The sequence below is a fragment of the Streptomyces sp. P3 genome, assembly GCF_003032475.1.
GTDB lineage: Bacteria > Actinomycetota > Actinomycetes > Streptomycetales > Streptomycetaceae > Streptomyces.
In genome coordinates, this window is record NZ_CP028369.1 from 1252533 (window position 1) to 1272579 (window position 20047).

18 protein-coding genes are annotated in these 20047 nt (G+C 73.9%); 5 read left to right on the forward strand and 13 right to left on the reverse strand.

From position 1 onward, the window contains the following. Positions 1–78: 78 nt before the first annotated feature. Positions 79–1404: an endo-1,4-beta-xylanase gene (locus tag C6376_RS05485; RefSeq protein ID WP_254075846.1), complete on the reverse strand. Its 1326-nt coding sequence runs from the start codon at positions 1402–1404 to the stop codon at positions 79–81. Between the two features lie 145 nt (positions 1405–1549). Continuing rightward, positions 1550–2614 carry a LacI family DNA-binding transcriptional regulator gene (locus C6376_RS05490; protein WP_107442375.1) on the reverse strand — a complete coding sequence of 355 codons (1065 nt, stop codon included), beginning with the start codon at positions 2612–2614 and terminating at the stop codon, positions 1550–1552. Positions 2615–2787: 173 nt separating this feature from the next. On the opposite strand from C6376_RS05490, the gene C6376_RS05495 reads away from it, so the two are divergent. Together C6376_RS05495 and C6376_RS05500 are read left to right on the forward strand one after the other, a co-directional pair. Beyond that, a complete protein-coding gene (locus C6376_RS05495; protein ID WP_107442377.1) occupies positions 2788–5091 on the forward strand; it encodes a glycoside hydrolase family 3 N-terminal domain-containing protein in 2304 nt (767 codons plus the stop codon). A 207-nt stretch (positions 5092–5298) separates the two neighbouring features. Next, a complete protein-coding gene (locus tag C6376_RS05500; protein WP_107442379.1) occupies positions 5299–6411 on the forward strand; it encodes a peptidoglycan-binding protein in 1113 nt (370 codons plus the stop codon). 4 nt (positions 6412–6415) lie between these two features. On the opposite strand, the gene C6376_RS05505 is transcribed toward C6376_RS05500, so the two are convergent. The 4 genes from C6376_RS05505 to tsaB are packed head-to-tail and all read right to left on the reverse strand — an operon-like array spanning position 6416 to position 8964. Then, entirely contained in the window at positions 6416–6685 is a 270-nt protein-coding gene (locus C6376_RS05505; protein WP_107442380.1) for a hypothetical protein, read from the reverse strand. After that, positions 6682–7797: a tRNA (adenosine(37)-N6)-threonylcarbamoyltransferase complex transferase subunit TsaD gene (gene tsaD, locus C6376_RS05510; RefSeq protein ID WP_107442382.1), complete on the reverse strand. Its 1116-nt coding sequence runs from the start codon at positions 7795–7797 to the stop codon at positions 6682–6684. Before tsaD ends, C6376_RS05505 begins: the two co-directional genes overlap by 4 nt. Continuing rightward, positions 7790–8314 (reverse strand): ribosomal protein S18-alanine N-acetyltransferase, encoded by a 525-nt coding sequence (gene rimI, locus C6376_RS05515; RefSeq protein ID WP_301554689.1) that lies wholly within the window; start codon positions 8312–8314, stop codon positions 7790–7792. The genes tsaD and rimI overlap by 8 nt, the downstream gene beginning before the upstream one ends. Continuing rightward, positions 8311–8964: a tRNA (adenosine(37)-N6)-threonylcarbamoyltransferase complex dimerization subunit type 1 TsaB gene (tsaB, locus tag C6376_RS05520; RefSeq protein ID WP_107442384.1), complete on the reverse strand. Its 654-nt coding sequence runs from the start codon at positions 8962–8964 to the stop codon at positions 8311–8313. The genes rimI and tsaB overlap by 4 nt, the downstream gene beginning before the upstream one ends. A gap of 155 nt (positions 8965–9119) precedes the next feature. On the opposite strand from tsaB, the gene C6376_RS05525 reads away from it, so the two are divergent. Next, positions 9120–9665 (forward strand): hypothetical protein, encoded by a 546-nt coding sequence (locus C6376_RS05525; RefSeq protein ID WP_107442385.1) that lies wholly within the window; start codon positions 9120–9122, stop codon positions 9663–9665. An 89-nt stretch (positions 9666–9754) separates the two neighbouring features. On the opposite strand, the gene C6376_RS44370 is transcribed toward C6376_RS05525, so the two are convergent. The 6 genes from C6376_RS44370 to C6376_RS05550 all read right to left on the reverse strand — a co-directional run bounded on the left by C6376_RS44370 (position 9755) and on the right by C6376_RS05550 (position 15091). Then, complete coding sequence (locus tag C6376_RS44370; RefSeq protein WP_173985588.1) at positions 9755–9925, reverse strand: hypothetical protein; 171 nt, start codon at positions 9923–9925, stop codon at positions 9755–9757. A gap of 246 nt (positions 9926–10171) precedes the next feature. Continuing rightward, positions 10172–10684 (reverse strand): tRNA (adenosine(37)-N6)-threonylcarbamoyltransferase complex ATPase subunit type 1 TsaE, encoded by a 513-nt coding sequence (tsaE, locus tag C6376_RS05530; protein WP_107442387.1) that lies wholly within the window; start codon positions 10682–10684, stop codon positions 10172–10174. Then, positions 10650–11903 (reverse strand): alpha/beta fold hydrolase, encoded by a 1254-nt coding sequence (locus C6376_RS05535; RefSeq protein ID WP_107442388.1) that lies wholly within the window; start codon positions 11901–11903, stop codon positions 10650–10652. The genes tsaE and C6376_RS05535 overlap by 35 nt, the downstream gene beginning before the upstream one ends. Positions 11904–11958: 55 nt before the next feature. Next, on the reverse strand, positions 11959–13122 hold the full coding sequence (gene alr, locus C6376_RS05540) for an alanine racemase (protein ID WP_107442389.1): 1164 nt from the start codon (positions 13120–13122) through the stop codon (positions 11959–11961). 111 nt (positions 13123–13233) lie between these two features. Then, positions 13234–14673, reverse strand: a complete 1440-nt coding sequence (locus tag C6376_RS05545; RefSeq protein WP_107442390.1) for an NAD(P)H-hydrate dehydratase — start codon at positions 14671–14673, stop codon at positions 13234–13236. Positions 14674–14719: 46 nt separating this feature from the next. After that, on the reverse strand, positions 14720–15091 hold the full coding sequence (locus C6376_RS05550) for a holo-ACP synthase (RefSeq protein ID WP_107448793.1): 372 nt from the start codon (positions 15089–15091) through the stop codon (positions 14720–14722). Between the two features lie 167 nt (positions 15092–15258). Here C6376_RS05550 and C6376_RS05555 point away from each other — a divergent pair, with 167 nt between their 5' ends. Next, complete coding sequence (locus tag C6376_RS05555) at positions 15259–16248, forward strand: hypothetical protein (RefSeq protein ID WP_107442392.1); 990 nt, start codon at positions 15259–15261, stop codon at positions 16246–16248. Beyond that, the gene (locus C6376_RS05560) at positions 16245–18008 is read left to right on the forward strand and encodes a pitrilysin family protein (RefSeq protein WP_107442393.1); all 1764 of its coding nucleotides are present in this window, start codon (positions 16245–16247) and stop codon (positions 18006–18008) included. The genes C6376_RS05555 and C6376_RS05560 overlap by 4 nt, the downstream gene beginning before the upstream one ends. 119 nt (positions 18009–18127) lie before the next feature. Here C6376_RS05560 and glmS read toward each other — a convergent pair whose 3' ends face one another. After that, a complete protein-coding gene (gene glmS, locus C6376_RS05565; RefSeq protein WP_107442394.1) occupies positions 18128–19975 on the reverse strand; it encodes a glutamine--fructose-6-phosphate transaminase (isomerizing) in 1848 nt (615 codons plus the stop codon). Positions 19976–20047 lie beyond the last annotated feature (72 nt).

Genomic DNA, 20047 nt, shown 5'->3' on the forward strand with positions numbered 1-20047 from the left:
CGAATTATGAGGAGACGGTGAGGAAGGGATGCGTGAACGCGCCTTCCGCACAGGCAGATCTCGTGGCTCCGGCCCCGGTCACCCCAACGTCACCGTGGGCGCCGGGTTGCTCCCGCTCCAGTTCGCGTTGAAGCCGAAGCTCACCGAACCGCCGTCCGGGATCGTCCCGTTGTACGAGGCGTTCGCGCACGACACGGCCGCCCCCGACTGGGTGCAGAGGGCGTTCCAGGACTGGGTGATCTGCTGGCCCGCGCCGTAGGCCCAGGTCACCTTCCAGGACGACAGCGAGGCGCCCGAGCAGGAGATCGTCACGTTTCCGGTGAACCCGGTGTTCCACTGGCTGCCCACGCTGTAGGCAGCCGTGCACTTGCCGGTCGGCACCGGCGTGGTCGTGCCGCCGAGCGCCTCGGAGATGCCGTAGTACGCCGGTTTGGGCGCGTAGTTCGCGTCGTACGGGGTGGCCGCGCCCTGTCCCGGGAAGGTGCTCTCCACCCAGGAGTCGGAGTCGGTGAAGCCCCAGACGGTGAGGTTGACGCATCGTGCGACGGCGGCGCAGGCGGCGGTGACCGCCTTGTAGTCGGCCTTCTGCTGCGCGAGCTTGGCGCTGTCGGCGGGCAGCGTCATCCGGATGTCCAGCTCGGTGATCGCCACGTCCACGCCGAGGTCCGCGAAGCGCTGGATGTTCTGCTGGAACGTGGACGGCACCTGGCCGAGGACCAGGTGCGCCTGCAGCCCGACCCCGTCGATCGGGACGCCCCGCTCCTTCAGCGACCTGACCAGGTTGTACAGGGCGGTCGACTTGGCGTTGACGCCCTCGACGTTGTAGTCGTTGACGTAGAGCTTGGCGGCCGGGTCGGCGGCCCGCGCCCGGGTCAGGGCGGTGGCGATGTAGTCGGCGCCGAGGCCGTTGTACCAGAGGGTCGAACGGTAGGTGCCGTCCTCGTTGAAGGGTTCGTTGACGACGTCCCAGGCGGCGATCCTCCCCTTGTAGCGGCCGACCTCGGTGTCGATGTGGTTCTGCAGCAGGGTGCCGAGCTGCGCGGGCGTCCAGCCGCCGTTGTCCAGCCAGCCCGGGTTCTGGCTGTGCCAGACCAGGGTGTGGCCGCGCACCTGCTGGTCGTGGGCCTGGGCGAACGCCACGATCCGGTCCGCCTCGGCCCAGTCGAACACGCCCTGCGTCGGCTCCACCGAGCCCCACTTCATGGCGTTGCCCGGGGTCAGCGAGGAGAACTGCGCCCCGGCGATGTCGCCGTAGACACCGGTGAGCTTGGAGCCGGTGACGGCGGTGCCGACGACCTTGCCCTTGGCGGCGCCGAGGTCGCGCAGGGGCGTGTCGGCGGCGTGGGAGACGGGAGCGGCGACGAGCAGGGCCGCCGCGGCGGCGGCGCCGGTGACCAGGGTCATGAGCCGGGTCCGCAGTGGAAACGGCCCGGGTGAAGTCCGGGGAGATGTTCTGGAGGATCTCATTGCGGGGGCCTCCGAAAGTTTCGGCTGTTCAACCGATTGACTTCGGTGGAGTGTGGAGGCGTCCGGCACACCCGTCAATAGGTCAACTTCCGGCCACGGGCGGCGCACCCGTGCTCGTGCGCACCACGAGGCTGGTGGCCAGCTCCACCCGCGTCGACGTCGGCGCCTCCCGCGAGGCCGACCGGCCCAGTTCGAGGACCAGCCGGGCCGCCGCCTCGGCCATCTCGGTCAGCGGCTGGCGCACCGTCGTCAGCGGCGGTCCGACCCAGCGGGCGACCGGAAGGTCGTCGAAGCCGACCACGCTCACGTCCTCGGGGATGCGCAGGCCCAGTTCGCGGGCGGCCTCGTAGAAACCGAGCGCCTGGAGGTCGTTGCCGGCGAAGACCGCGGTGGGGCGGTCCGGCCGGTCGAGCAGTTCGCGGCCCAGCCGGTAACCGGTCTCGTGGTGGAAGTCGCCGGTCTTGATCAGATGCGGCTCGACCGGCAGCCCGGCGGTCTCCAGCGCGGCCCGGTAGCCGTCGATCCGGGCCCGGCTGCACATCATCTGCGGCGGACCGCTGATCGCCCCTATGCGGCGGTGCCCCAGCTCCACCAGGTGCCGGGTGGCGGCGAGGCCGCCCTGCCAGTTGGTCGCCCCGATGGAGGGCACGTCGGCGCCCGGGTCGCCGGCCGGGTCCATCACCACGAACGGGATGGAGCGGCTGGTCAGCAGCGCCCGCTGGGACTCGTCGAGCCCGGACAGCACCAGCACCACGCCGTGCGGGCGACGGGCGGCGACCTGGTCGGCCCAGGTCCGCCCGGGGGTGAGCCGTCCGGCGCTCTCACTGAGGACCACGCTCAGCCCCGCGTCGCGGGCCACGTTCTCCACACCCCGGATGACCTCCATCGCCCAGGCGCTCTCCAGCTCGTGGAAGACCAGGTCGATCAGGGGAGAGCGGGTCGCCTCCGCGCGGCGGCGCCGGTAGCCGTGGGTGCGCAGCAGCTCCTCGACACGGGTGCGGGTGGCGGGGGCGACGTCGGCACGACCATTGAGGACTTTCGAAACAGTCGGTGCCGACACGCCGGCCTCGCGGGCGATCTCCGCGAGCGTCGCGGTCTGCGTCGGCCGCGCTTCTGTCCGCGTTTCTGTGGGCTCCGAGGGCGTCATGGCGGCGATCGTATCGTCACGCGACCTCTTGACGAACCCATGCCGACGCCATAGGTTCCCGGAACATTCGGAATACAGCTCGAAACATTCGACGGGCCCGCCCCGCCGGACGCTCCACAGCATTCCAGGATGCACCGCCCCCTGGTGGCTCACCGACCTCTGACAGGAGTTTCATGACCACCGCCCCCTGGCGTGACCCCGCCCTGCCCGCCGCCACCCGAGTCGACGACCTCCTCGGCCGGATGACGCTCGAGGAGAAGATCGCCCAGTTGTACGGCGTGTGGGTCGGCGCCGCGGCGGACGGCGGGGGAGTCGCCCCGCACCAGCACGACATGACCGCCGACTACGACTACGACGAGCTGATCACCCGGGGGCTCGGCCAGCTGACCCGCTCCTTCGGCACCGCGCCCGTGGACCCGGCGCTCGGCGCCCGTGCCCTGGCCGGAGCCCAGCGGCAGATCGTCGCCGCTGGCCGCTTCGGCATCCCGGCGGTCGCCCACGAGGAGTGCCTGGCCGGAGTCACCGCCTGGCGGGCCACCGCGTACCCGGTCCCCCTGGCCTGGGGCGCGGCCTTCGACCCGCCGCTGGTCGAGGAGCTGGGCCGGGCCATCGGCGGCGACCTGCGCGCGATGGGCGTGCACCAGGGCCTCGCCCCGGTCCTGGACGTCGTCCGCGATCCGCGCTGGGGGCGCGTCGAGGAGACGATCGGCGAGGACCCGTATCTGGTCGGCACGATCGGCACGGCCTACGTGCGCGGACTGGAGTCCACCGGGGTCGTCGCCACCCTCAAGCACTTCGCCGGCTACGCCTCCTCGGCGGGCGCGCGCAATCTGGCCCCGGTGCGGGCGGGCACCCGCGAGTTCGCGGACGTCACGCTGCCCCCGTTCGAGATGGCGCTCCGCGAGGGCGGCGCCCGCTCGGTGATGGCCGCCTACACCGAACGCGACGGCGTCCCCGCCTCCGCCGACCCCGAACTGCTGACCGGCCTGCTCCGGGAGGAGTGGGGCTTCACCGGCACGGTCGTCGCCGACTACTTCGGCATCGGCTTCCTGCAGACCCTGCACCGGGTGGCCGGCACCCCCGCGCAGGCGGCCCGGCTGGCGCTGGACGCGGGCATCGACGTCGAGCTGCCCACCGTGAAGTACTACGGCGCGGCGCTGGCCGACGCCGTACGGGCGGGCGAGGTGCCCGCGGAGCTGATCGACCGGGCCGCGCGCCGCGTCCTGCTGCAGAAGTGCGATCTGGGCCTGCTGGACGAGGACTGGCAGCCGCACGTTCCCGAGTCGGTGGACCTCGACCCGCCCGCGAACCGCGCGCTGGCCCGCCGGCTGGCGGAGGAGTCGGTGGTCCTGCTGGACAACCCCGACGGCCTGCTCCCTCTCTCCCCCGACGCGCGGGTGGCCGTGATCGGGCCGCGGGCGGCGGACGCGCTGGCGATGCTCGGCTGCTACTCCTTCCCGTCGCATGTCCTGCCCCACCACCCCGGGGTGGAGACCGGCATCGACATCCCGACCGTGCTGGAGTCCCTGCGGGCCGAACTCCCCGACGCGAAGGTGACGTTCACCGAGGGCTGCGGCGTCTCGGACCCGGACCCGTCCGGCTTCACGGAGGCCATCACGCGCGCCTCGGAGGCGGACGTCTGCGTGGCCGTCCTCGGCGACCGGGCGGGGCTGTTCGGGCGGGGCACGTCCGGCGAGGGCTGTGACGTCGCCGATCTGAGCCTGCCCGGCGTCCAGGGCGCGCTGCTGGACGCGCTGGTCGCGACGGGCGTCCCGGTCGTCCTCGTGCTGCTCACCGGCCGCCCGTACGCGCTGGGCCGCTGGCACGGGCGGCTGGGGGCGGTCGTCCAGGCGTTCTTTCCCGGCGAGGAGGGCGGTCCGGCGGTGGCGGGAGTGCTGTCGGGCCGGGTCAACCCCTCGGGGCGGCTCCCGGTGAGCGTGCCGCACGTGCCGGGCGGCCAGCCGTGGACCTACCTCCAGCCGCCGCTCGGCCTGGCGGGCCAGGTCAGCAACCTCGACCCCACCCCGCTGTACCCCTTCGGGCACGGACGCTCGTACACGGCGTTCGCCTGGGAGGACTTCACCGGCCCGGACGCGGAGATCGGCACGGACGGCTCGTACGACGTCGCCGTCACCGTCCGCAACACCGGCGACCGGGCGGGCGCGGAGGTCGTCCAGCTGTATCTGCACGACCCGGTGGCCGAGGTGACCCGCCCCGACGTGCGGCTGATCGGCTACCAGCGGCTGGAGCTGGCCGCCGCCGAAGCGGCCCGCGTGACCTTCCGCTTCCACGCCGACCTCTCCGCCTTCACCGACCGCTCGGGACGGCGGGTGGTCGAACCCGGCGACCTGGAACTGCGGTTGGGCGCCTCCAGCGCCGACGTACGGGCCACGGCACGGCTGCGGCTGACCGGGCCGGTGCGCGAGACGGGGGCGGGGCGGCGACTGCGCTGCGAGGCGGAGGTTTCGCCCGGCTGACGTACGACGCGGGGACGGCGGCGGGCCGCCGTCCGCCGGCCCCCGGACCCGGTGTCCACGGTGTCCGCCGCCGTGGCCGGGGCGGGCGGACACCGCCGGTGTCGGCGCGGGCGCTGTCCGCGCCGCAGCCGTGGAAACCGCGTGCGGGGGGATGGTGTGCGCAGGATGTGAATAAAATCTGAAGCCCGGTCCGAGAGGTGCTTCAGGTTGAGTGAACCGCAGCGTGGCGTCTGTCCGTTGTGCGGTGCGCCCCGGGCCGCGGACGGCGCCCCCACGTGCGTGTGCGCCCGGCTCGCGTCCGACGCCCACCGCAGCGCACGCACGGCGGAGGCGGCCGCCGCCGAGGACTTCGACCCGGTGCGCATCCGGCCGTTCGTCACGTTCGACGCCGGACGGGACCAGCAGGACGACGGCGGCCGGGACCCGCAGGACGACGCCCTGCCCGAGAGCTCTGCCGCCACCGGCCCGGCGCCCGCGCGAGAGCACGGCGAACCGCCCTCCGCGAAGGGGGCCGAGGCGGCCCAGGAGGGCGACGGGATGGACGGGTTCGCACAAGGCGATTCCGCGTCAGGCGAGCCCGAGTCGCGCGAAGCCGGGTTACTCGAACCCGAGTCAGGCGGAGCCGAGTTGCGTGAAACCGGGTTGCTCGAGCGCGTCTCAGGCGGGCGTACGTCAGGCGAGTACGAGCGGGCCGACGACTCCGCGGCAGGCCCGGGCGGCGACGACACATCGCCCCCGGGCCGTCGCCGGAGCCCTCTGCGCCTGCTGGTGCTCGCCGGCCTCCTCGCGACCGCCGTGACCGCGGCAGTGCTCGTTGGATTCCTCCTGTACGACGGTCCCACGCGCGACGGCGCGCTCCCCGGGGGCGTACGGGCGCCGGTGCCCGACGTGACGTCCGCCGGTGTCACCACAGCCGGAAAGGCGACCCCGCGTGCCTCGCGGACACCGCCGTCGCCGACCGCCTCCGACTCCCCGGAAACGCCCTCCTCCCCCACCGCGGCGAGACCCACCCGGTCCGCCGCGCCGCCCCCGGCCCCGTCCAGGGGGGCCACCGGCACCACGACTCCCGGGCCGGGCCCGAGCGCCTCGGCGGCGTCGCCCGTGCTGCGGTTCGGGGACACCGGTCCCGAGGTGGCCGAACTCCAGGCGCGGCTGCGGCAGATCGGCTACCAGGGAGGCCGGGCCGAGGGCGTGTACGACGTCGAGGTCGAGAACGCGGTCCGCTCCTACCAGCTCACCCGCGCGGTGCTGCAGGACGAGCCCGGGGTGTACGGCGTCGCGACCCGCGCCTCGCTGGAAGCCGAGACGGACGAGCCCTGACCGCTCAGGACCGGTCCGGCACCGCCTCGAACCTCCAGCGGTGCACCGCCCTGGCCACCAGATCGCCGTCCGGCTCCGGAAGTTCGGGCAGGCCGGGGTCGTCGTACCCGGCGTCCCACCAGGTGATGACGAGCACCCGGTCCTGCGGAGCCCGGAAGGTCTCGCTGCGCAGGGGCCGCAGCGCGAGCCGGCGCGCCTGTTCCTGCGCCCAGCGCAGCAGTTCCTCGCCCCGGCCGGCCGCCGCCCGGGCCTCCCACATCAGCGCGACGGTCATGAGTACAGGTTGTCCTTGGCGACCTCGTGCACATGGTCGTGACCGTGGCCGTGCCGATGCCCGGGGTGCCGGCCGGGCACGTGCGGGTCGGTCACCGGAAGCGACGAGTCCGCCGACAGGTCCCAGTCGGACGCCGCCCGGCCCCGGGCTACCATCTCCGCGCCCAGTGCCGCCACCATCGCGCCGTTGTCCGTGCACAGTTTGGGACGCGGCACGCGCAGCCGGACGCCGGCCGCCTCGCAGCGCTCCTGGGCCAGGGCGCGCAGCCGGGAGTTGGCGGCCACACCGCCGCCGATCATCAGGTGGTCGACGCCCTCGTCCTTGCACGCCCGGACGGCCTTGCGGGTCAGGACGTCCACGACCGCCTCCTGGAAGGAGGCCGCCACGTCGCGCACCGGCACCTCCTCGCCCGCCGCCCGCCTGGCCTCGATCCAGCGGGCGACCGACGTCTTCAGGCCGGAGAAGGAGAAGTCGTACGCCGGATCGCGCGAGCCGGTCAGACCGCGCGGGAACGCGATCGCCGTCGGGTCGCCCTCACGGGCGTAGCGGTCGATGACCGGGCCGCCCGGGAAGCCCAGGTTCAGCACCCGGGCGATCTTGTCGAAGGCCTCGCCCGCCGCGTCGTCGATGGTCGCGCCCAGCGGACGGACGTCGGAGGTGATGTCGGTGGACAGCAGCAGGGAGGAGTGTCCGCCGGACACCAGCAGCGCCATCGTCGGCTCGGGCAGCGCGCCGTGCTCCAGCTGGTCCACGCAGATGTGCGAGGCGAGGTGGTTGACGCCGTAGAGGGGCTTGCCGAGGGCGTAGGCGTAGGCCTTCGCCGCCGAGACGCCGACCAGCAGTGCGCCGGCGAGCCCCGGACCGGCGGTGACCGCGATGCCGTCGAGGTCCTTCGCGCTCACCCCCGCTTCCTTCAGTGCCCGCTCGATGGTCGGGACCATCGCTTCCAGGTGGGCCCGGGACGCCACCTCCGGCACCACCCCGCCGAAGCGGGCGTGCTCGTCGACGCTGGAGGCGATCGCGTCGGCCAGCAGGGTCGTGCCGCGCACGACGCCGACGCCGGTCTCGTCGCAGGAGGTCTCGATCCCCAGAACGAGGGGTTCGTCAGCCATTGGTCTCGTTTCCCTGTGTTCCCGCTACGGATGTCGATGGGTCGGTGAGGCGCATCACCAGGGCGTCCACGTTGCCCGGCTGGTAGTAGCCGCGCCGGAACCCGATGGCCTCGAACCCGAAGCGTTCGTAGAGCTTCTGGGCGCGGACGTTGTCGATGCGGCACTCGAGCAGGACCTCGGCGCACTCGAAGGCGGTCGCCGCGCTCAGCAGTTCCGTCAGCAGCCGGCCGCCGAGGCCGGTGCCCCAGTGGTCGCGGGCCACGGCGATGGTCTGGACGTCGGCGACGTCCCCGGCGGCGGCCAGACCGGCGTACCCGACGATCCGGTCGTCCGCGGCCGTGTCGACCGCGACGAGATAACGCCGGGTCGCCTCCGGCCCGCGGGCGTGGGCCAGGTCGGACCAGAACATGCCCCGGGACCAGGCGTCCTCGGGGAAGAGGTCCTTCTCGAGTTCGAGCACACGCTCGATGTCCCACCAGCGCATCTCGCGCAGCACGAGGTCGACGGATTCGGTCACTTGGGGGTGACCACCTTGTAGTTCCTGGGGACCTGGGCGTCCGGCCGGCGCAGGTACAGGGGCCGTGGCGCGGGCAGTTCCGCGCCCGCGGCCAGCCGCTCCGCCGCGAGACTCGCCAGAGCCGCCGCGGAGACGTGCTCGGGTTCGTGCGCGTGGGGGAAGGCGTCCGGGTAGAGCAACGCGCCCGCGCCGACCGCGGGCAGCCCGGCCACCTCGTCGGCGATGTCGGCGGGCCGGTCCACGGCGGGGCCGGACACCCGGGTGCGGGAGTCGGCGTAGCGCGCCCAGTAGACCTCCTTGCGGCGGGCGTCGGTCGCCACCACGAAGGGCCCTTCGAGGTCGGAGGCGTAGGCGAGGCCGTCGAGGGTGCACAGGCCGTGCACGGGGACGCCGAGCGCCAGCCCGAAGGTGTCGGCGGTCATCAGACCGACTCTCAGCCCCGTGTAGGGGCCGGGGCCGACGCCGACGACGATCCCGGTGACGGCGTCGAGCCCGAGCCCGGCACCGGCGAGCAGTCGGTCGACGGCAGGGAGCAGCAGCTCGCCGTGCCGGCGCGCGTCCACCTGAGTCGAGGAGGCGACGACGTCGGTTCCGTCGTGCAGGGCGACGGTGACGGCGGGGGTGGCGGTATCCAGAGCGAGCAAGAGCACGCAAACAGCCTACGGCTCCCGAGCCCCCGACACTGCCGTCCCGGTCGCAGCCGTGACGGCTGCTAACGTCGCCGCGAAACATGACGTACTTCACGTATCGAGCAGAACGTGGCAAGACGCCCGGAACGGGCGCAGGACGGACGAGGTGGTCACCGGTGCCCAGCAGCAGCTCGACTTTCGTGGCCGGGCTCACCGCGGCCGCCCTGGCGACGGTCGGGTTCCTCGCGTTCCAGGCGTCGGCGAACATGCCCGCGGATCTGGCCGAGCCGCGGCGCGGCGCACCCGCGAAGGCGGCGAAGGCGCCCGGGAACATCGCCTCGACAGCGCTGCCGGACGACTCCGGGGTGGGCGAGCGGGTGGTGTACGCGCTGATGGCCGACCGGGTGTGGCTGGTCGCCGCGGACGGTCGTGTCAAGCGCACGTTCAAGGTCGCCCCCGGCAGTGTGGACCCGCTGCCGGGCAGCTACTCGGTCGGTTCCCGGTCGGGCGCGATCACCGGCACCGACGGCACCCCGATCGAGCACGTCGTGCGGTTCGCCGAGGTGGACGAAGTGGTGATCGGCTTCAGCACGGCTCTGGACGGCTCGCTGCCGGAGCCCGACCCGAGGGTGCAGACCGGCGGCATCCGGGAGACCGTCGCGGACGGCGACGCGATGTGGGCGTTCGCGACGATCGGCCGACGGGTCGACGTGGTCCGGTAGGGCCTCTCGCGCGGATCGGCCCACGTTGCGCCGTCCGATGACGCGTCGGGCCGCCCGGGGACGCCGGGCCGCCGCACGCCGGTGCGGGGTCAGGCCGCCCGGGGGCGTCGGGCCGGCTTCTTCGTCAGTGCGGCGTCGGGCAGCCGCGGAGGGGTCGACACGGCTTCGGCGGCCGTGCACGAGGCCAGCAGGTCGCGCATGGACACGGCGGCGGGCGCGAGCGGACGCGACGGCCGGGGCGGGGGCTCGGTGGCCGGCATGGACGCCTCCTGAGGTTCGGGGGCGGGCATAGTTAGGTAGACCTAACTACGAACTTGCTACCATGTGACCACGCCCCGGACAGGGAACGCAACATTTTGCCGACACGTTGTCGGAACCTTCACCGCGTCAGGTCGGCCGCGCACCGGACCGGCGACACCCGCACCCCGGACCGGCCGCACCCCGGGCCCGGACCGGCCGCACCCCGGCCCGGCAGCACGTCAGGCACGGCGGCCACGTCATGAACGTCAGGCCGACAGCACGCCGAGGTCCGCCGTCGCCCACCGCCGCCCGAGCGCCGACACGGTCACGTGCCGCACCTCGTCGTCGGTGTCGCCGACCGCCCGGTGAATGCGGATCTGGAGCCGGTCGTCGGTCAGCTCCTCGACCTTGCCCTCGCCCCACTCCACGACGATCACCGACTCGGGCAGCGACACGTCGAGGTCGAGGTCCTCCATCTCGTCGAGCCCGCCGCCCAGGCGGTACGCGTCTACGTGAACCAGCGGCGGACCGTCCCCGAGAGCGGGGTGCACCCGGGCGATCACGAACGTCGGGGAGGTGACCGCGCCCCGGACCCCGAGCCCCTCGCCGAGCCCGCGGGTGAGCGTCGTCTTGCCCGCCCCGAGCTCACCGCTCAGCATCACGAGATCGCCGGCGCGCAGCACCTTGGCCAGCCGACGGCCGAAGTCCCGCATCTGCTCAGGGGAGTTGACGGTGATCCGAAGGTCAGCCGGGTGGTGCGGCGCTGCTGGTGTCTCCATAACCTCCCACGGTAGCCCCTGCCGGCACGGCGCCCGCGCGCGTGAGGAGGTCGGCGAGGCGGTCGGTGACCACTTCCGGGTGCTCCAGCATCACGAGGTGCCCGGCGTCGGGGACGAGGACCAGTTCGGCGTCCGGCAGCATGTCGGCGATCGCCTCGCTGTGCTCGCTCGGCGTGACGAGGTCCCCGATCCCGGCCAGCACCAGCACCGGCATGTCCGTGAAGCAGCCGAGTGCCTCGGTCTTGTCGTGGTCGGTGAACGCCGGGTAGAACTCGGCGACCACGTCGATCGGCGTGCTCTCGATCATCCGCTCGGCGAACCGCGCCACCGCCGGGTCCACGTCCCGGGACGCGAACGAGTACCGCTTGATGATCCCGGCGAACAGGTCGGCGGTCGCCCGCCGCCCCTTCTCCACCAGGGCCGCCTGCTGCCCGAGCGCCTTCAGTATCCCCGGCAGCACCCGCCGGACCGCGTTCACACCGGCGACCGGCAGCCCGAAGTTGACCTCGCCGAGCCGCCCGGACGACGTCCCGACGAACGCGGTGGCGACGACCCGCTCCCGGATCAGCTCCGGATACAGGGCGGCCAGGGCCATCACCGTCATCCCGCCCATGGAGTGCCCTACCAGCACGATCGGCCCCTCCGGCACGGCCGCGTCGATGACGGCCCTCAGGTCGCGTCCCAGCTGGTCGATGGTGACCGGCACGCCGTCCCGGGTCTGGGCGTTGCCGCGTCCGGACCTGCCGTGGCTGCGCTGGTCCCAGTGCACGGTCCGCACGACGCCCCGCAGAGCCGCCCGCTGGAAGTGCCAGGAGTCCTGGTTGAGGCAGTAGCCGTGACTGAACACCACGGTGACGGGCAGCGGCGCCTTGCGCCCGAAGAGCCTGCGCCGCCGGTTCGCCGTGCCGCCCTGCGGCTCGACGTCGTCGACCTCGTAGTACAGCTCCGTGCCGTCGTCGGCGTACGCCTTGCCGGGGGCGCCGCGCAACCCGCCGTACGGTCCCGCCGAGTCGAGCGCCAGCCGGGCCTTGGCCCGCATGCCCCGGCCCACGGTCATCCGCTCCAGGGCGACGCCGGCCGCGGCGCCCGCGGCGATCACGCCTATCGCGGCGCCCGCGATGCCGGTCGCCCGGCGCCATCCTCCGGCCTCCCCCGTCACGGACGCGGCGACGACCGCCGTGGCGGCGCTCGCCACCGCCTCCGCGCTGCTCTCGCTCACGTGCCGCTCCTCCTGGGCCGATGTCCGTGCACTGACTGCGGGTTACCCGGTCCGGTCACTCATTCACATAGACGCGGGGAACGCGCGATCCGATGCGCGTGACGATCTCGTACCCGATGGTTCCGGCCGCCTGCGCCCAGTCCTGCGCCGTGGGCTCGCCGCGGTCGCCCGGCCCGAAGAGGACCGCCTCCGCGCCGGGGCCGGGGTCGTCGCCGCCGAGGTCGACGACGAACTGGTCCATCGCGATGCGGCCGGCGGCCGTCCGCCACTTGCCGCCGACCAGCACCGGGCCGGTTCCGGAGGCGTGCCGGGGCACGCCGTCGGCGTACCCGAGGGGCACCAGCCCGAGCGTCGTCGCACCCGGGGTGACGTAGTGGTGGCCGTAGCTCACGCCGTGCCCGCCGGGGACGTGCTTCACCAGGGCCAGCGAGGCCGCGAGAGTCATCACCGGCCGCAGTCCGAGGTCGGCGGAGGAGCCCAGCTCGGGGCTGGGCGAGAGGCCGTACATCGCGATCCCGGGGCGGACCAGGTCGAAGTGGGTCTCGGGGAGGGTGAGCGCGGCCGGCGAGTTGGCGATGTGCCGCACCTCGGGCCGGACGCCCTGCCGCTCGGCGTACGCCACCATCTCGCGGAACCGGTCGAGCTGGGCGGCGACGGAAGGGTGCCCCGGTTCGTCGGCGCAGGCGAGGTGCGACCACAGGCCGGTGATCCGCACCAGTCCCTCGCGCTCGGCGCGCAGCGCCTCCCCGACCAGCTCGGGCCAGTCGGCGGGCTGGCATCCGTTGCGTCCGAGCCCGGTGTCGGCCTTGAGCTGCACCCGGGCGGCGCGCCCGGCGGCCCGTGCGCCCTCGACTGCCTCCCGCAGCGCCCAGAGTCCGCTCAGCGACACGTCGAGGCCGGCGTCGACGGCCTCCCGCCAGGGCCCGCCCGGCGTCCACAGCCAGCACATGATCCGGACGTCCGCGGGCAGTCCGGCGTGCGCGCGCAGCGCGAGGGCCTCCTCGGGCGTGGCGACGCCCACCCACCCGGCGCCGGCTTCGACCGCGGCGCGGGCGCAGGGGACCGCCCCGTGTCCGTATCCGTCCGCCTTGACCACGGCCATGAACGCCGCGCCCGGCGCCTTGGCGCGCAGGGTACGCACGTTGGCCCGCAGCGCGGCCAGATCGATCTCGGCACGGGCGCGCGGCGGGGCGGCGGGCGGCTTGGCAGTCTCACTCATCGCGCCCAGTGTCGCAGAGCGGCCGCACGGCGCTCCCGGCACCGGGCCGACGCCCCCGCACGGCGACCCGGGAGGCGGCGCACACCGGGGCCGCCGCCTCCGGCAGCCGCCTCAGTCGCACACGTCCCGCCAGGCACGCGGGATCGCCTCGGCCACGTCGTGCGCCCCGGCCGGCGCCCCGTCCGCCGCGTACCGGCCCGCCAGGCCGTGCAGGTACGCCCCGACGCTGCCCGCGTCCAGCGCCCCCAACCCGGCCGCCAGCAACGAGCCCGCGAGTCCCGACAGCACGTCCCCGCTGCCTGCCGTGGCGAGCCACGGCGTCCCGGTGGCGTTGACCCGCACCGGGCCCTCGCCGCCCGCGTCGGCGACCAGCGTCGTCGACCCCTTCAGCAGCACCGTCGCCCGGTAGCGCGCCGCCAGCTCCCGCACCGAGGCCAGCCGGGCCCCCTCCACCTGCTCGCGCGCCACACCCAGCAGCGCGGCCGCCTCCCCGGCGTGCGGCGTCATCAGCGTCGGCGCGGCACGCCCCCGCACCACGTCGGCGTCCGCCAGCCGCAGTCCGTCGGCGTCGATCAGCACGGGCACGTCGGCGGCCAGCACCTCCGCGACCGTCGCCGCGTCGTCCCCGGCGCCCGGACCGACGACCCAGGCCTGCACCCGTCCGGCGTGTGCGGGGCCCCGCTCGGACACGAGCGTCTCGGGGAACCGCGCGAGCACCGCGTCCCCGGCCGGACCGACGTACCGCACCGCCCCCGCCCCGCCGCGCAGCGCTCCCGCGACGGCGAGCACCGCGGCGCCCGGATACCGGGCCGACCCGGCGGCGATCCCGACGACGCCCCGCCGGTACTTGTCGCTCTCACCACCCGGCGCCGGCAGCAGGGCGGCCGTGTCCGCGTGCTGCAGCGCCTCCAGCTCGGGTACGGCGGGCAGGTGACCGGCGAGACCGATGTCGACGAGCCGCACCGAACCGGCGTACTCGCGCGCGGGATCGACCAGCAGCGCCGGCTTGTGCGTGCCGAAGGTGACGGTGAGGTCGGCGCGCATCGCGCTCCCGTGCACCTCTCCGGTGTCGGCGTCGACGCCGCTGGGCAGGTCGACGGCGACGACGAGGGCCCGGGACCGCCCGACCAGCGCGGCAACGTCCGCCGCCGCCGGCCGCAGACCGCCCCTGCCGCCGATCCCGACGACGCCGTCGAGCACCAGGTCGGCACGGCGGACCGGGTCGCCTGCCCCGTCGGGGGCCGCGGTCGCGCCGCCGGCCCGGCGCAGCGCCGTCAGCCCCCCGGGGTGGGTCCGCCCGGGCGCGAGCAGCACGGCGGTCACCCCGGCCCCGCGCCGGGCGAGCCGCGCCCCGGCGTACAGGGCGTCGCCCCCGTTGTCCCCGCTGCCGACCAGCAGCACGATCCGGCGTCCGTACACCCGGCCCAGCAGATCGGCGCAGGCGGCGGCGAGTCCGGCGGCGGCCCGTTGCATGAGGGCCCCTTCCGGGACCCGGGCCATCAGCTCCCGCTCGGCACGACGGACGGTCTCCACACTGTGGGCAGTACGCATAGGCTCGAGTCTGCCCCGGTCTCCCCCTTCGCCGCACCCGCGCGCCTCACCCCTCGGCCACCACCACCGCCGAGGCCACGCCCGCGTCGTGACTCAGCGACACATGCCATGCCCGTACGCCCAGTTCGGCCGCCCGGGCGGCGACGCTCCCCCGCACCCGCAACCGGGGCCGGCCGTTCTCCTCGACGTACACCTCGGCGTCGGTCCACAGCAGGCCGGGCGGGGCCCCGAGCGCCTTGGCGAGGGCCTCCTTCGCCGCGAACCGGGCCGCCAGCGACGCCATGCCCCTGTGCTCCCCGCTGGGCAGCAGCAACTCGCTCCGCAGGAACAGCCGCCCGGCGAGCCCGGGTGTCCGTTCCATGGACGCCGCGAAGCGCTCGATCTCGGCCACGTCGATACCGACCCCGATGATGCTCATGCCCAGCACCCTAGGGCCTCGCTGTCACCACCTGGTGCTAGCCTGCGGCGACTTGATCGCGTCACATCACGTCAAGTCGACAGCAGAGTTTCACAGCGGACTTTCACCGCCGCGCGCCTTGGGGGGCCAGCCCGCGCGCCGCGGAGGCGACGCCAGGGGGCGGGGGCATGACCAGCAAGACCAGCAGCATGACCAGCGGCGGACTCATGGGCTCTTCGGGGCCGACGTTCGACCCGTACGACAACACACCCGAGCTGATCCCGCTGCGCACCGCCGCGCAGGCGGGGGACTGGCCGGCCGTACGGGCCTACTTCGCGGGGCTCGGCTCCGTCGGCGAGATCTCCTCGGCCGCCAGCCTCCTCGCCGACACCGCCGGCGTCGAGGGCTTCCTGGAGCGGGCGGCGGCCGAATCACCCGCGGACCCGCTGCCTCGCACACTGCTCGCCGAGCGGTACGTGTACATCGGCTGGGACATCCGCAGCGGCGCCCGCGCCAAGGACGTCTCGCAGGATCAGTTCAGCCAGTTCCACGACTGGCTGCGGCGGGCCGAGCGGCTGCTGATCGAGGTGTGCGCCGAGCAGCCCTCGTACGCCCCCGCCTGGACCGTCCGGCTGACGACCGCGCGCGGTCTGGAGCTGGGGCAGGCCGAGGCGCGCCGCCGCTACGACCGGCTGTCCGCGCACCACCCGCACCACTACCGCGCGCAGACCCAGCTGCTGCAGCAGGTGTGCCCGAAGTGGGGCGGCTCCTGGGAGGCTGCGCACGGCTTCGCCCGGGAGTGCGCGACCGGTGCCCCCGACGGCTCGAACTCCGCCGCCGTGGTGGCCCTCGCCCACATCGAGCACTGGCTGGACCTGCCGAGCGGCGAGGACGCCGCGTACCTGCGGGGCGTGCCGGTCCGCGACGACCTGCGTTTCGCCGCGCAGGTCTCCGTGCTGCACCCCGACCACCGGCCCGACTGGAACTCGGTCGGCGCGCACAGCGCGTTCGCGTTCGCCTTCTCGCTGGGCGGCCACTACGCGGACGCGGCCCCGCACTTCGCCTTCCTCGGCGACCGCGCCACGGAATACCCGTGGCAGTACCTGCCCGACCGGAAGTCGGCGTTCCTCGGCTTCCGCAAGGCCGCGCTGGAATCCCGTGGAGGCGGCGCCCGATGACCACGAACCTGAACAAGCACGACGACGTCGACGGCCTGGACGGCCTCGCCGCTCTCGAGGGCCTCGTCTCGCACACCACCACGAACGGCGTGCCCACCCTCTACGCCCCCGCCTCCGGCAAGGAGATCACCGCCGGTCTCTTCTTCCGGGTGGGCCGCGCCGACGAGACGCTGGCCACCGCCGGCGTCACCCACCTCGTCGAACACCTCGCCCTGCACCGCCTGGGCCTGTCCGACCTGCACTACAACGGCGCGACGGCGAACGCGTACACCCTCTTCCACGTGCAGGGCAGCGAGGAGGAGGTGGTCGAGTACCTGAACAGCGTGTGCGCCGGGCTGCGGGACCTGCCGATGGAGCGGCTGGAGACCGAACGGGAGATCCTCCGCACGGAGGCGGCCGGCCGCGGCGGCGGGCCCCACCACCAGATGCCGCTGTGGCGGTACGGCGCCCAGGGCTACGGACTGTCCAGTTACAACGAACTGGGCACCTGGAGCCTCACCCCCGACCAGGTCCGCCACTGGGCTGAGACCCGCTTCACCAGGGACAACGCGGTGCTGTGGATCACCAGCGACCATGTCCCCGAGGGCCTGGACCTGACCCTCCCCCGGGGCTCCCGCCTCCCCGCCCCGGCCGCGACCAGCGCCCTGCCCGTCACCCCCGCGTACATCAGCGGCGACGACGGACACGTGGTCCTCACCTCGGTGCTGCGCCGCTCCACCGCGGCCAGTGTCTTCGCGGACGTCCTCGGCCGGGCCCTCTTCCAGGACCTGCGCCAGGAGGGCGGCTACTCCTATTCCGCGGAGGCCGACTACAGCCCGCGCGACGCCGAGTCCGCCACCCTCACCGCCTACGCCGACGCGCTCCCGCAGAAGCAGGACGCGGTGGTCGGCGGCTTCGTCGACACCCTCGCCCGGCTGCGCGCGGGCCGCATCGAGCAGACCGAGCTGGACTCCGTCCGCGGCAAGCTCCTCAAGGTGTACGACGCCCCCGACCTCGGCGCGGCGGTGCTCCCCTCGTACGCGCTGAGCCTGCTGCTCGGGCACCGCATCCTCACCCCCGACCAGCACCGTGCCGAGCTGAACGCGGTGACCACGCAGGACCTGCACGAGGTCGCCCGCCAGGCGTGGGACACCGCGCTGCTGCAGGTGCCGGGCCGGGCCGTCGACTGGGCGGGCCTCACCCTCGCCCCGCAGTTCTCGACGGCCGCCGTGACCGGCACCCGCCACCGGTCCCTGGAGAACGAGGACGTCACCCTGGTCATCGGCGCGCAGGGCGTCAGCCTGCTCACCCCCAGGGGGCCGGTCACCGTCTCCTACGACGCCTGTGCGGCGATGACCGCGCGCCCCGACGGCGCCCGCACCCTCACCGGCCTCGACGGTTTCTCGGTCACCGTGGAGCCGACCCTGTACAAGGGCGTCACACCGGACCGCATCGCCGCGCTGGACGCGGCCGTGCCCGGCGAGGCGATCGTGCGGATGCCGGCCCGTGAACCCGACCACATCCCGCAGCCGCGCAAGCGGCCCCCGGCGGCCCGGGCGGCCGGAGCCGGCGGCTCGGTGCGGGGCTGGACCGCCGCCCTCTGGCTGGTGGGCCTGCTCGCGGCGGCCTGGGGTGTGCTGTGCGGGGTCGTCACCGCCGACGAGTCCGCGCTGGCGGACCCGGAGTGGGACGCTGTCACCGGCCTCTGGATCATGGAACTGCCGCTGCTCCTCGCGACCTGGAAGCTGTTCGCCGCCCGCAGGCGCCGCACCCGGAGCTGACCACCGCGTGCGTGGGGGGCGGACACGCGATGCGCCCCCACCCCCCACGCGCGAGCGTCCCTGCTCCCCGGCGGCCGGCCGCCACTCCCCGCCGGCCGGCCCGCGCTCCCCGGCGACCTCTACTCCACGGTGACCGACTTCGCGAGGTTGCGCGGCTGGTCCACCTCGTTGCCCCGCGCGGTCGCCAGCTCGCACGCGAACACCTGCAACGGCACCGCCGCTACCAGCGGCTGCAGCAGCACCGGCGTGGCGGGGATCCGCACGAGGTGGTCGGCGTACGGCACGACCGCCTCGTCCCCCTCCTCCGCGATCACGATGGTCCGCGCCCCCCGCGCCCGGATCTCCTGGATGTTGGAGACGATCTTGTCGTGCAGGACGGACCGCCCGCGCGGTGAGGGCACGACCACCACCACGGGCAGGTCCTCCTCGATGAGGGCGATCGGCCCGTGCTTCAGCTCCCCCGCCGCGAAACCCTCCGCGTGCATGTACGCCAGTTCCTTCAGCTTGAGCGCACCCTCCAGCGCGACCGGATAGCCCACGTGCCGCCCGAGGAACAGCACGGTGTCCTTGCCGGCCAGCGACCGGGCCAGCTCCCGCACCGGCTCCATGGTCTCCAGCACCCGCTCCACCTCGCCGGAGATCCGCGCGAGGTCCCGGACGACGGCCCGGATCTCGTCCCCCCACTTGGTGCCGCGCACCTGCCCGAGATACAGGGCGACCAGGTAGCACGCCACCAGCTGGGTCAGGAACGCCTTGGTGGACGCGACGGCCACCTCCGGCCCCGCGTGCGTGTAGAGCACGGCGTCCGACTCACGGGGGATGGTCGAGCCGTTGGTGTTGCAGATGGCGAGCACCTTCGACCCCTGGTCCCGCGCGTGCCGCAACGCCATCAGCGTGTCCATCGTCTCGCCGGACTGGGAGATGGCGATGACCAGGGAGCGCGGGTCCAGGATCGGGTCACGGTAGCGGAACTCGCTGGCCAGCTCGACCTCGCACGGGATGCGCGTCCAGTGCTCGATGGCGTACTTGGCGATCAGCCCCGCGTGGAAGGCCGTTCCGCAGGCGACGACGACGATCTTGTCGATCTTCCGCAGCTCCCGCGCGGGGATGCGCACCTCGTCGAGGGTCAGCGAGCCGCCGGCGTCGATGCGTCCCAGCAGGGTGTCGGCCACCGCCTTGGGCTGCTCGGAGATCTCCTTCAGCATGAAGTAGTCGTAACCCCCCTTCTCCGCCGCCGACGCGTCCCAGTCGACGTGGTACGACCGCACCTTGGCCGGACGGCCGTCGAACCCGGTGACCGTCGCCCCGTCCCGGCGCAGCTCCACCACCTGGTCCTGGCCCAGCTCGATCGCCGACCGGGTGTGCGCGATGAACGCGGCGACGTCCGAGGCGAGAAAGGCCTCGCCCTCGCCGAGACCCACCACCAGCGGCGAGTTGCGGCGCGCCCCGACCACCACGTCCGGCTCGTCCGCGTGCACCGCGACCAGCGTGAACGCGCCCTCCAGCCGCCGGCACACCAGCCGCATCGCCTCCGCCAGGTCGGAGGTCACGGAGAACTCCTCGGCGAGCAGGTGGGCGACGGCCTCGGTGTCGGTCTCGGACAGCAGTTCGTGGCCCCGCTCGGCCAGTTCGGCGCGCAGCTCCGCGAAGTTCTCGATGATCCCGTTGTGCACGACGGCGACACGGCCCGCGTTGTCGAGATGCGGATGGGCGTTGACGTCGGTGGGCCCGCCGTGCGTGGCCCACCGGGTGTGCCCGATGGCCGTCGTCCCGGCCGGCAGCGGCCGCTCCGTGAGCTCCTTCTCCAGATTGACGAGCTTGCCCGCCTTCTTCGCCGCGGCGAGCCCTCCGTCGGCCGGCACGGCGACACCCGCCGAGTCGTACCCCCGGTACTCCAGCCGCTTCAGTCCGGCCATCACGACGTCGAGCGCCGACTGAGACCCCACGTATCCCACGATTCCGCACATGCGCGGCAGCCTACGACCGATCCCCGCCCCGAAAGAGCCTTCACGTGCCCGATTCCGGAAATTCCCGCCCCC